The organism is Streptomyces sp. NPDC006879 (genome assembly GCF_042869595.1).
GTDB lineage: Bacteria > Actinomycetota > Actinomycetes > Streptomycetales > Streptomycetaceae > Streptomyces.
The window spans coordinates 21,424-32,555 of record NZ_JBIAGC010000057.1 but is presented as its reverse complement, the minus strand read 5'-3'; the positions used below and the strand labels follow the sequence as shown (position 1 = coordinate 32,555).

The 11,132-nt window shown below is 70.1% G+C and carries 12 protein-coding genes (1 of these 12 running past the window's edge); 9 read left to right on the top strand and 3 right to left on the bottom strand.

The window, feature by feature from the left end; translation table 11 throughout:
- The first annotated feature begins 699 nt into the window (after nt 1-699).
- The gene (locus ACFYMC_RS27295; RefSeq protein WP_388529988.1) at nt 700-1,347 is read left to right on the top strand and encodes a fasciclin domain-containing protein; all 648 of its coding nucleotides are present in this window, start codon (nt 700-702) and stop codon (nt 1,345-1,347) included.
- Nucleotides 1,348-1,449: 102 nt separating this feature from the next.
- Here the strand turns inward: ACFYMC_RS27295 and ACFYMC_RS27290 are convergent, their stop codons facing one another.
- From ACFYMC_RS27290 to ACFYMC_RS27280, 3 genes are all read right to left on the bottom strand, one after another.
- Nucleotides 1,450-2,043, bottom strand: a complete 594-nt coding sequence (locus ACFYMC_RS27290; protein ID WP_388529985.1) for a helix-turn-helix domain-containing protein — start codon at nt 2,041-2,043, stop codon at nt 1,450-1,452.
- A 471-nt stretch (nt 2,044-2,514) separates the two neighbouring features.
- Nucleotides 2,515-3,129: a hypothetical protein gene (locus tag ACFYMC_RS27285; RefSeq protein ID WP_388529982.1), complete on the bottom strand. Its 615-nt coding sequence runs from the start codon at nt 3,127-3,129 to the stop codon at nt 2,515-2,517.
- The gene (locus tag ACFYMC_RS27280; RefSeq protein WP_388529980.1) at nt 3,120-3,704 is read right to left on the bottom strand and encodes an RNA polymerase sigma factor; all 585 of its coding nucleotides are present in this window, start codon (nt 3,702-3,704) and stop codon (nt 3,120-3,122) included. The genes ACFYMC_RS27285 and ACFYMC_RS27280 overlap by 10 nt, the downstream gene beginning before the upstream one ends.
- A gap of 306 nt (nt 3,705-4,010) precedes the next feature.
- Here ACFYMC_RS27280 and ACFYMC_RS27275 point away from each other — a divergent pair, with 306 nt between their 5' ends.
- The 8 genes from ACFYMC_RS27275 to ACFYMC_RS27240 all read left to right on the top strand — a co-directional run.
- Nucleotides 4,011-6,149 (top strand): MMPL family transporter, encoded by a 2,139-nt coding sequence (locus ACFYMC_RS27275; protein WP_388529977.1) that lies wholly within the window; start codon nt 4,011-4,013, stop codon nt 6,147-6,149.
- A 146-nt stretch (nt 6,150-6,295) separates the two neighbouring features.
- Entirely contained in the window at nt 6,296-6,790 is a 495-nt protein-coding gene (locus tag ACFYMC_RS27270) for an Asp23/Gls24 family envelope stress response protein (protein ID WP_388529974.1), read from the top strand.
- Nucleotides 6,791-7,005: 215 nt separating this feature from the next.
- On the top strand, nt 7,006-7,185 hold the full coding sequence (locus tag ACFYMC_RS27265; RefSeq protein WP_388529997.1) for a hypothetical protein: 180 nt from the start codon (nt 7,006-7,008) through the stop codon (nt 7,183-7,185).
- Nucleotides 7,185-8,096, top strand: coding sequence for a DUF6286 domain-containing protein (locus tag ACFYMC_RS27260; protein ID WP_388529972.1), 912 nt, complete (start codon nt 7,185-7,187; stop codon nt 8,094-8,096). The genes ACFYMC_RS27265 and ACFYMC_RS27260 overlap by 1 nt, the downstream gene beginning before the upstream one ends.
- A complete protein-coding gene (locus ACFYMC_RS27255) occupies nt 8,093-8,671 on the top strand; it encodes a hypothetical protein (protein ID WP_388529969.1) in 579 nt (192 codons plus the stop codon). The genes ACFYMC_RS27260 and ACFYMC_RS27255 overlap by 4 nt, the downstream gene beginning before the upstream one ends.
- A 246-nt stretch (nt 8,672-8,917) precedes the next feature.
- Nucleotides 8,918-9,577 carry a DUF4142 domain-containing protein gene (locus ACFYMC_RS27250; RefSeq protein WP_388529966.1) on the top strand — a complete coding sequence of 220 codons (660 nt, stop codon included), beginning with the start codon at nt 8,918-8,920 and terminating at the stop codon, nt 9,575-9,577.
- Nucleotides 9,578-9,581: 4 nt separating this feature from the next.
- The gene (locus ACFYMC_RS27245; protein WP_388529963.1) at nt 9,582-11,012 is read left to right on the top strand and encodes a DUF1996 domain-containing protein; all 1,431 of its coding nucleotides are present in this window, start codon (nt 9,582-9,584) and stop codon (nt 11,010-11,012) included.
- 93 nt (nt 11,013-11,105) lie between these two features.
- Nucleotides 11,106-11,132: the 5' portion of an RNA polymerase sigma factor gene (locus ACFYMC_RS27240; protein WP_388529960.1), read on the top strand. 840 nt of this gene lie beyond the right edge of the window; only the first 27 of its 867 coding nucleotides appear in the window; the start codon lies at nt 11,106-11,108; its stop codon lies beyond the right edge, outside the window.

Genomic DNA, 11,132 nt, shown 5'->3' with positions numbered 1-11,132 from the left:
GGAGAAAGCGTCCTTGTCCCCACACGCGACCTGCGCCATCAACTCCTCCAACCCAGGACCAGCACGATCAGGAACACCGAAAGGCAACGACTGCCGGGGTGCCTCGCTCCGTCCTGTGAGATGGAGGGGCTCCCGGTGGTCTCGGGGCGTCCGCCGGGGTTCATGCATCGTATGAGAGTCCTTCGAGGTCGAAAGAGCCACCCTCGCGGGTGCGGTCACTGCGGGTTCGGCCGGTGCCGCGCTTGTGAAGGGACTTCGTAGCGGACGCACGTGCGGATGGGTGCCTTCGGACACTGGTTTCCGCGGGGGCGGTCTGCCCGGGAGTGTCGGATGCTCCCGCGCAGGCGGATCTTCGAAGGAGACCGTCCCAATAGTCAACCCAAATGCCGGACTTCACCCTATCGGTGGAATGGCCAATCCGTCCTCGGCAGCGTGCCGAATGGACCGTGTGAGCAGCTTCCGCGCCATCGCCGCCATCCGGCACTTGTGGCCCCACCCAGCGAACCACCCGGCGTCCTCGCCCCGGTGCTCCTCGCTGGCGGTGCTGCCCGGGGTCGAAGCCGAGGGCGGAGGGGATCCGTCCTCGACCGCGCCGGGAGCGACCAGACAGTGAAGCCCACGGACTTCGTGCGACCCCCCGGGCGCCGATGCGCGGACCATACCCAACCCCTTTACATGGTTCAACGAGGAGAAAAGATCATGACCAGCGCCCTTCGTATCCGTCGTACGGCCCTTGCGGTTGTCGCGGCGGCCGTTCTGCCCCTCTCCCTGACCGCGTGCTCCTCCGACGCGGACAAGGACTCCACCGCGGCGGCGACCAACGAGGCGGCGGCGCCCGAGGGCGCCGCCGCCGTCGAAAGCGCCGAGAACGGTGACATGCCTTTCGGGCCGGCCTGTGCGGGTGTGCCCAAGGACGGTGCGGGCAGCTTCGACGGGATGGCCAAGGACCCGGTGGCCACCGCCGCTTCCAACAACCCCGCTCTGTCCACCCTTGTTGCCGCGGTCAAGCAGGCCGGCCTGGTCGACACCCTGAACAACGCCAAGGACATCACCGTCTTCGCCCCCACCAACGAAGCCTTCGCCAAGATCCCGAAGGCCGACCTCGACAAGGTCCTTGCCGACAAGGACACCCTCACCAAGATCCTGACCTACCACGTGGTCGGCCAGAAGCTGTCCCCCCAGCAGTTGGAGAACGGCTCCTTCGAAACCCTCCAGAAGGGCATGGTCACCACCGCCGGCAGCGGTGAGAACTACCAGGTGAACGACAACGCCCAGGTGGTCTGCGGCAACGTCAAGACCGCCAACGCCCAGGTCTACATCGTCGACACCGTTCTGATGCCCAAGTAGGCGGCACGGTCCCGACGCGGGACTCTTGGGAAACGGGCTTTGGGCAGAGCCGCCCGGTGAGGCATCCAGAGCGGTGCCCCACCGAGCGGTTCCCGGCCGAATTCAGTGCCCGACGGGCATCGTCAGCACCAGGTAGAGGGCCAATACCCAGCTGAGCCATGCGCAGGCCGCGTACGCGAGGCGCCGCCGACGTCCGTAGGAGACGGGGTCGTTCGCACCCCACCTCGTCGACGACGTCAGCCGGCCGACCGGCACGGCGGACCATCTTGTCCTCGCGGGCCGCAGGGTCGTGCTGGCCGTGCTCGACGGGGTCGGTGCGGTGGGAAGGCAGGGCACCGGCCGTGCGCTCACCGGAGCGGGGGCCGTGTCCCGGTATCTCGCCTCAGGGGTAGCCAGGGATGTGGTGTGCCGGGGCCGACGCGGCTCCGGGACGTCGACCCCGTCGGACTCGGAACCGAGGTGCTCCTGGGCCAGACCCAGGAGGAAACGGGCGTAGGCCGTCCGCCGCTGGCCCGTGGGCGAGGTCCGCCCGCACTCCCAGGACCGGACGGTCGAAGGGGTCACCCCGAAGGCTTCGGCCACCTGTTGTGGGGTCAGTGCCCAGGACTCCCTGAGCCTCTTGCGTTCGGCCGGCGACGGCAAGGCGGTGTCCGCAGAGCGCAGGTGCGGTGCGATAGTCCGGGTGGATGCAGTCATGCAAGTAGGACAACCCGCCTTCATGTGTGTCCCGCCCGCCGGGGTGAGATCACCCGTGAGGCCTCATCGGATTTCCGCTACGACCTGCCCCGGCCATCTCCGGCCCGCGCGCGTGTCAGGGAGAGCTGCGGCGGCCAGGAGGCCTTGTCGCCTACAAAATGCTCGCAACGACCACGGTCACGGAGGGCGACGGCCCGGCGCTATGAGCGCGGCATACCGCGTGATGGACGTGTTCGGTGATGTCCGAGGCTCGCCGTCCCCGGTGCAGGCTGAGACGGATCTCGATGGACCACCTGCTACCGACGGTGTCCCAGGACGCCCTCACCCCGGCCGTCTGCCCGTCAGAGCCCGGCTGCCTCCGACCTCGAACCAGGTCGGCCAGCGCGGCCTGCGTACCGGCCACCCCCGGTACGCCCAACGTCGCTTGCACCGCTTCCCGTTCCACGTCGGCGCGCTGCGTCTGAGTGTTCCTCACCCGTGGCTCCCGTTGCTGTCACAGAGGACGTCCACGACGTGGACGGCCACCTCCTGCACGTTTAGCCCGAGCTGTTCGCAGGCCGCGACGGAGATCGCCCGGCGCACCGACTCGGCTGCGGCCGGCACCGTCCATGCCATGGAGACGGCGACCTCGATCCGCACGCTGAGCGGCCCCCTCCGTTCCTGCGCACGCATCGGAGCGATACGACAACTACCGCACCGGATTCCGGGCAGTCGGTCAGCGGCGGCCCGTAGCTCCCGTGCCGCGGCGGCCTCGATGATCCAGCCTGCCCCGTCGGGCGACCCCAGCGCGAGGGTGCGGCCCGGACGCAACTCCAGGCGGACCACGTCCATCACCCTGCCCACCAGCCCACCGGACGCCACAGTCGCGGCGTCCTCGGCCCTGGCGCGGCGCACCAACCAGTCCAGCGAACGGAGGTCGGCGAGGGCTTGGGCACAGTACGAGCACTCGCTCGGATGCGCCGGGTCCGCCGCGCCGTCCCACAGCTGGGACAGCCACCGCCCGCACGGCAACTGCTCCTCGGTGTCCGCGCCCTGCTCACCCGCCTCCGGTCGGGGTCGGGGGGTGTCGTGTGCGTTCAGCGCCATGCGCTCATCGCCTCCGTCAGATAGCGCCGTGCTCTGAAGATCCGACCCCGCACAGCTTGTTGGCTGATACCGACGGCCTGTGCGATCTCCTCGTACGACAGTGAGTGCAACTCCCGCAGGATCCAGCAGGCCCGCTGCTCCGGGGACAGTTCGCCCAACACCTTGGAGAGGGCGTCCAAAGCGGCGCCGGTCTCCGCTGCCCGCTCGGGGGAGCCCTGGCCGGTCGGTGCCGGGGGTTCGGGGATATGGTCCAGATCCTCCAGCGGGCGTCGGGCCCGTAGCCGATTGAGGCAATTGTTGGTCACGATCCGGTACATCCAGGTCAAGAACGCTGACTCCCCCCGGTAGTCGGGCAGTCGACGCCAACCACTGACGAACCCGTCCTGCACCGCGTCCTCGGCCTCCACCGGGTCTCCCAGCATCCGCGTGGCCAAACTGAGCAGGCGCGGACCGTGGGTGCGGACCAACTGGGCGAAGGCTCCGTCATCGCCCTCCTTCGCCCGCGCCACCAGGAGGTCTTCACCCAACAGCCGATCCGGACCCTCCTGCGCGGCGTACGTTGCGGCGGCTGGCACTTCACCACATCCCTCGTCCTGTCGCACGGCTCACGGTCCTCCTCCACAGGCTTGGACACACCTGGAGCCCAACCGTCACGCACCCCCGCGGTCACGGTGGGGCGAACCACCCGCCGACATCCGCGACACCCCCCGTGCAGGTGAACCTCCGTCAGCGGACCAAGCCGCGTCAGGCCGCGGAGCGAATGCGCCACCGAGCCCCGGACCGTTCGGTCCGGGGCCCAAGAGATCCGAGTGCGTGCCCGACCGGGGCGCGCGACCCGGAGGATCGCGCCGGTGTCACGCCGGCCGGGAGGTGGAGCATCCGTGCTTCTTCGCATCCGACACTCCGCACCGACCGTCGTACGACTGCTCCTCCTCGCCTGGCTCGCGGTCGCGGTGCTCACCGCTCCGTACACGGTGCGCCTGAGCGAGGCGACGCGGAGCGAACAGGGGGCCGCGCTGCCCGAGGAATCAGAATCCGCCAGGGTGGCCCAGGATCTGCGGACGTGGTCGAAAACGCCGACCAGCCCGCTGGTCGTGGTGTGGACCTTCGAGGGGGACCGGGAGGAAACGGTCCTCAGACCGGAGCGGCTGGAGCGTGCCCGTGAGGCCGTCGGAGTGCTTGCGCGTCAGGGCCTGCTGACCGGCCCACCGGGGCCGGTCACCTGGTCCGAGGACGGCGTCGCCCTCCACGCGGTGCTGCCATTGCGCTCGGCGGGCGAGGCGGACCCGGCCACGGTGCTGTCCGCGGTCCGCAGGCATGCCGGGGCCGTGCCAGGGGCAGCTGTGCACCTTGCCGGCCCGGCCGCCGTCCAGGCCGATATGACCGGGGTGTTCGCCGATGTCGACGGCCGCCTGCTGCTGGTGGCCTGGGGCGCGGTCCTGGTGATCCTCCTGCTGGTCTATCGCAGCGTGGTGATGCCCGTGCTCGTGTGGGGAAGCTCGTTACTGGCGCTGGCCCTTGCCTGTACCTGCCTTTATGCGGCGGCCGGCAGCGGGCTGGTGATCATGGACGGACAGGTTCAGGGCATCGTGTTCGTCCTCATCATCGGCGCGAGCACCGACTACGGCCTGCTGTTGGTGGCGCGCTACCGCGAGGAACTCCAGCAGGGCGCCGCCGCCCCCGAAGCGTTGCGGGGCGCCTGGCGGGCGTCCTGGCTCCCGATCACAGCCAGCGCGCTGACCGTGGCCGGTGCCTTGCTGGCGCTCATGCTGAGCGCGCTGCCCGCCAACCGGGCGCTGGGGCCTGCCGGGACGGTCGCCATGGCCTGTGCCACCCTGACTTCCCTGACCTTCCTGCCCGCGGCGCTCGCCGTGTGCGGCCGGGCGGCCTTCTGGCCGACCCGTGCGGTGCAGCTGCCTGCTGCTCCGCCTGGCCGGTGGCAGACGCTCGCAGGACTGCTGGACCGGACACCCCGCCGGGTGTGGGTGCTGACGCTTGTCGGGCTGATGGGAAGCGCGCTGTTCGCCCCCGGGCTGTCCACCCGGGGCGTGCCTTTGGAGCATGCCCTTCCCCGTGACGCCCCGTCGGTGAGCGCCCAGGCCGTCCTGGCAGCGCACTTCCCCGCCGGCACGGGGAGCCCGATCGTCGTCCTTGTTGACTCCAAGGACGCGGCCGAACTGAATGAACGGGTGGCCCGCGTGCCTGGTGTCGTGGCGGCCCGACTGGTCACCGGGGCTGACGGAGCGCCGCTGGCCGTGGCCGGTCGCGCCCAGATCCTGGCCACGACCGAGGACGGCTCGGACAGTTCGGCGGCACAGCGTACCGTCGCCGCTCTCCGGGCCAGCATCGCCGCCGGGCCCGGGAGCCCGCAGGTGGGCGGGCAGAGCGCCCAGGCATACGACGTCCACCGAGCCGGCGAGCAGGAGCGGGCGGTCATCATGGCCGTGGTGCTGGCGATCATCGCGGTGATCCTTGCGCTGCTGCTGCGCTGCCTGCTGCTGCCGGTGCTGTTGGTCGCTACCGTCGGCCTGAGCTTCGTATCCGCTCTCGGCCTGTCCGCGCTCTGTTTCCATCTGGTGACCGGTGCTGCGGACACCGAGCCCACCATCGTCCTCTTCGCCTTCGTCTTCCTGGTGGCCCTCGGCGTCGACTACAACATCTTCCTGATGCATCGCGTACGGGGTGAGGCCGTCGCCCACGGCACCCGGGTCGGGCTCTCGCGGGCGGTGAACTCCACCAGTGGGGTGATTACTTCGGCAGGGGTCGTCCTGGCCGCGACCTTCGCCGCGCTGATCGTGATGCCTTTGCTCTATCTCGCCCAGATCGGTTTCATCGTCGCCGTCGGAGTTCTCCTGGACACCCTGGTGGTGCGGCTCCTCCTGGTACCCGCCCTGGTGTCGGACCTCGGGCCGGTGGCGTGGTGGCCGGGACGGATCGCGGCGGACACGGAGGTGGCGGGGACCGGACGGAGCACGCCCGCACTGCGGGAGGAGCTCGCTGAACTGTCTGGGACTCGGTGAGACCGCCCGTCGCGGCGCCTTCGCCGCGGCGAGTGGTCCGGACAAATCTCGTTTCCCGCGTGACATCCGCCCGCGCCGGCTGTCCAAGCAACCGACCGCCCATCACGGGCGGGCCGAACAGCCACTTCGAACAGAGGAGACCTGCGATGGCGCAGACGACCGCGGTGATCGACTCCAATTCCCCCACGGCGGACACCGGATCCTCCCGGGTGGACGAGCCGCTCGGCTCCGCCACGCACCTGGCGGAGCCGAGCGACACCCGGGGTAGGACCACGATCGCCGACCTGGTGGTCCTCAAGGTCGCCGGCATGGCGGCGCGTGAGGTTCCGGGAATCCACGACATGGGTGGGGGGCTCTCACGCACCCTCGGCGCAGTCCGGGACCGGGTGCCGGGTGGGCGTCCGAACGTCGGCCGTGGTGTGAAGGTCGAGGTCGGTGCGAAGCAGACCGCGATCGACGTCGAACTCGTCGTCGAGTACGGGGTGGCCGTGACCGAAGTCGCCGCAGACGTGAGGGAGAACATCATCCACGCGGTCGAACGCATCACCGGCCTCGAAGTGGTGGAGGTCAACATCGCCGTCACCGACGTCCACCTGCCCGAGGACGACACCGCTGCCACCGGCGAGCCGCGCGTGGCCTGAGGGCTGTCGCCGTGCGCCCGCCGGGGATTACGGGACAGCCCTTAAGGTGCGTCCGCGTGCTCCCGGCGTGCTGGGGCTGCGCCGTGGGCGACTCGCGCCGCCCTTCGGCGAGTCGCGGACGCGGGTTCACGCGCAGGGGTCCACAGGGCCCAGCCCCTCACGCCTCCACGGCTCTTCGTACCGGGAGCCGCCCACCGCAGAAGGAGAAGCAGAGCTTGAACCGCTCTTCGGGCATGTTCGCCGGCATGGCACTGGCCTTCGCCGGCCATTTCGGAGGGTTCGGTGCCTTCCTGTTGGTCGCTGCCCTCGGCGCTCTGGGGTACGTCCTGGGGCAGGGCCGTGAGGAGGGCCGGGACTTGAGGGACCTGCTCAGTCTCATGGACAGGCACCGCTGATGACCGGGAGGGAGCACACAGGCGAGGCCCTCGGGTCCGCGCGGGCGCGGGGGACCACCCTGGTTCTCGACCGGGCCGTGCGGCGCATCGCCCAACAGGCGGCCAAGGAAACGGCCGCTCCGCTCCTCACGACGCCACGGGTCGCCGTGGCCCGCGGGCGGGGCGCCGACCTCCGACTGGCCCTGACACTGGAGATCGCCTGTGACGGGGACCTCGCCACCTCGGGACGTCTGGTGCGCGCGCACACCCTGCGCCGGACCCGGGCCCTGGCCGGGGTGCCGATCACAGACGCGGTGGTGACCCTCGGCGCCTTGGGCCCGCCGGTACAGGTCCCTTCCGAACGGGTACCCCTCGCCTCCGATGGGGGGCACCGGGCCCCCCGGCCCTGGTCGGCGCGGAGCTTCCCGGCGGTCCTGTTCGCCGGCTCGGGCCTCGTGCTGCTGGCCGCACTGCTGTTCGCCCGGTGGAGCCACCGGCGGCTGCCTGCGGTACCCGAGGCGCTGCGCCCGGGCGAAACGGGGCACTTGGTGCTTGCTGCCGTCGGCTGTGCGTGGGGTCTTTGTCTGCTCTTCCTGGCCGCTGCGCCCGGGCTGCGCGGGCGGGTCCCGTGGGCCTCGCCCGCGCAGCGAATGCAGATCACCGTGGACCGTCGCCTGCTCTCCGATTCCCTGAGGGACGCCGCGCTTGCGGTGGACGGGGTTCAAGACGTCCGCAGCCGACTCACCCGCTCCACCGCTCGCCTTCGCGTCACCGCGGGCCACGGGGAGCTGAGCCGGGTGCAGTTGGGAACGGAGCAGGCGGTGGACCAGGCCCTTGCCTCGATGTCCCTGGCCTGGAGTCCGCGCGTGCGCGTGCGGGTGCGGGCTGCCGGACGGCTTGGGAATCCGCCGAAGGGGGGTGCGGGTTCGTGAACGGCTTGCGCCTGCTGGTCAACCGCTGCCTGTTGGCCGTCCTCGGTGCCGCGATGGTGGTCACGGCAGCGTGGGCTACGGTCTCCGGCCTGCGTGCGAGGGGTTGGGCGGTGCCCGCTTGGCTACCCGATTCGGCGCTGGTCAAGGACGCCGCGTCGATGTTGCCGACAGATCTGTCCCGAACGGGCCTGTCCCGGGAGGAGAGCACCGTGGCGCTCCTCTGCGGCGCGATCGTGCTGGCTCTCTGGCTCGTCCTCCAAACACGCGGGCGTGGTGCGAGGACCGTGAGCCTGGAGAGGGGGGTACGGCTGCGCCGGGTCGGGCTGGAGCGCTGGCTACGAGGTCAGTTGACTTCCAGCCCGGGCGTCCGCCGGGCGCGGGTGCGCTGTGTGGGGCGTCCGCTCCGCGCCGTGCGCATCACCGTGGTCCTCCGGTCCGGTGGGCTACCGGGGCAGGTCATCGAAGGACCGCTGCGGCCCGCCGTCGATCTGTTGCGGCGCGCACTCGCCCGGCCGGACCTGTGTGTGGAGGTGCACGTACGGGGGGTTCGTCGACAGCTCCGGCGCGCTCGGTGACCCCCGCAGCGGTTCCGACGGGTGTTCTGCGGGAGTTCGGGTCGTCCGGGGCCGCGGGGACGGGTGTGTTCGCGGAGTCCTTTGCCGGAATGGCATGCCAGTCAACCGAGTTGGCGCAGCTGGAGGGCGAATTATACCAGCAAGTAGCGGAGTTGGAATGATGTTTATTCATTGGTGATGAGACTAAGACCTACTCCCCACATCAGGCACTAGCGTCCGGTGTCACTCCGAGGCAAGGAGGACGCTGTGCGCCCCACCATTCCCAGAACCCTCACGTCGACCCGCATGCTTGGCACCGGACTCGTCATCGGCGCGCTCGCCGTCACCTTGATGGCGTTGCTCATCCCGGTTCAGTCCTTCGGTTCGGGCAGCGCGGCGGCGGCCGGTGGCCAAGGCTTCGACGATGACGGCCTGGGCACCGTGAGCACCCCCTACGGGCCGTTGAGCCCGCTGGACCGGGACTTCGTGCGCCGAGTGCGATTGGCCGGGCTGTGGGAGCTTCCCGCCGGACGGGAGGCCCAGCAGCGCGGCGAGCGTGAACAGCGCGAGGCCATCAAGAACGCCGGTGACCACCTGGTGATGGGCCACACCGACCTGGACCGGCGGGCCCTGAAGGCCGGCGAGATGCTTGGTATCCCGCTGCCCAATCGCCCCACCGCACAACAGCAGGGCTGGCTCGACCAGATGCAGGCGGCCCAGGGCATCCAGTACGAGCAGCTCTTCGCCAACCTGCTCCGTGCGGCCCACGGCAAGGTGTTCACCGTCATTGCCCAAGTACGGGCACAGAGCCGTAACTCGATGGTCAGAGCGCTGGCCACCGTGACCAACTCCGTAGTCCTCGACCACATCACGGTCCTGGAGGAGACCGGCATGGTCGACTTCGACGCCCTCAACGAAGGCAAGTGATTCCATGAGGCCCCAGAGCCACAAACGCAATCGAATAACCAACAAGACCCTCGCCCTGATCGGAGTGCTGGTGCTGGGCGGCGGCGGGACGGCGATCGTCGCCGCGAACGCCAACGCCACAGTCACGGCGCCCAGGTCCGGCCAGCGTTCCGTAGCGTGGACCGGCACCGTCGACTGCCCCGATGTGGGTGACCGGTTGCGTGTGGTCCCCGCCTCCACCAGGCGTGAGGTGGATCGCAGGCTCGCCCAGCTCGACACCCAAGTCGCCCAGGCATACCGGCGCCTCGCGTGGCGCCGTGGCAGGGAACGAGAGGTCCTCGACGCGCTCCGCAAGCAGCGGCAGCAGAACATCACCAGGATCGCCGACACGATCGCCCGAGCCGGTGTGGCCCGTCCGCGAGGCCTGGACGCGATGAGCGCCTGCCAGATCAAGTCGGGGCAGCCCGACAGCGGCAACGGGCAGGAACAGTCCGGGGGGAACTCCGGAGCCGGGCAGGACTCGGGCGGCAAGGACGGTTCCAGCGACCAGAACCCGCCTGCCGGCAACGGCCCCGCCCGCGCCGACTTCGTCGACATCACCCGGGTACGGCCGAACGTGCGGCAGCCACGGGATCTGCGGAACTCCTCACGTGGCAGCTTCAGTTCCAGCTGCGGCACCAACCGGCAGCGCAAGTTCAACTCCGACAACGTGATTGTCGCTCCCGGTGTCTCCAACGGCGCCCACCACATGCACGACTACGTGGGCAACCGGTCCACCGATGCCTTCTCCACCAACGAGAGCCTCGCAGCCTCCGGCACCACCTGCTCCAACGGCGACCAGTCCACTTACTACTGGCCCGTGCTGCGGCTGCAGGACGGCAGGCAGGAACGCGACGCGAACGCACCCGGCGGAGGCACCGAGGGCAACGCGGGCACGATCCTCACCCCGCGGGAAGTGACGATCAAGTTCGTCGGCAGCCCGGTCAGCAAGGTCACCGCGATGCCGCGGTTCCTGCGGATCATCACCGGGGACGCCAAGGCGTTCACCAACGGCACCGCCAACGCCAACGCGTCATGGAGCTGTACCGGTTTCGAGAACCGACAGTTGAAGGACAAGTACCCGCTGTGTCCGCGCGGGAGCAACGTGGTGCGGACCTTCAAGTTCCAAAGCTGCTGGGACGGTCAGAACACGGACAGCGCGAACCACCGTACCCATGTGACCTTCGCCCAGGCCGATGGCCGCTGCCCCTCGGGCTTCCGGGCGATACCCCAGCTCGTCCAGCGGATCGTGTACGCGGTGCCGGGCGGCGGGCGGTCCAACCTGTTCGCGGTGGACAGCTTCCCCGAACAGCTGCACAAGCCGGTGACGGATCACGGTGACTTCATCAACGTGATGCAGGACCGGCTGATGCGCAGGGCGGTGGGATGCATCAACGGCGGGCGCACGTGCCGCTGACGCAGCCGGGCGAACCGTACACAGCCGCGGGGGGGGGGGGGGGGGGGGGGGGGGGGGGGCGGGGCGGGCGGGGGCGGGGGGGGGGGGGGGGGGGTGGGGGGGGGGGGGGTGGGTGTGGGA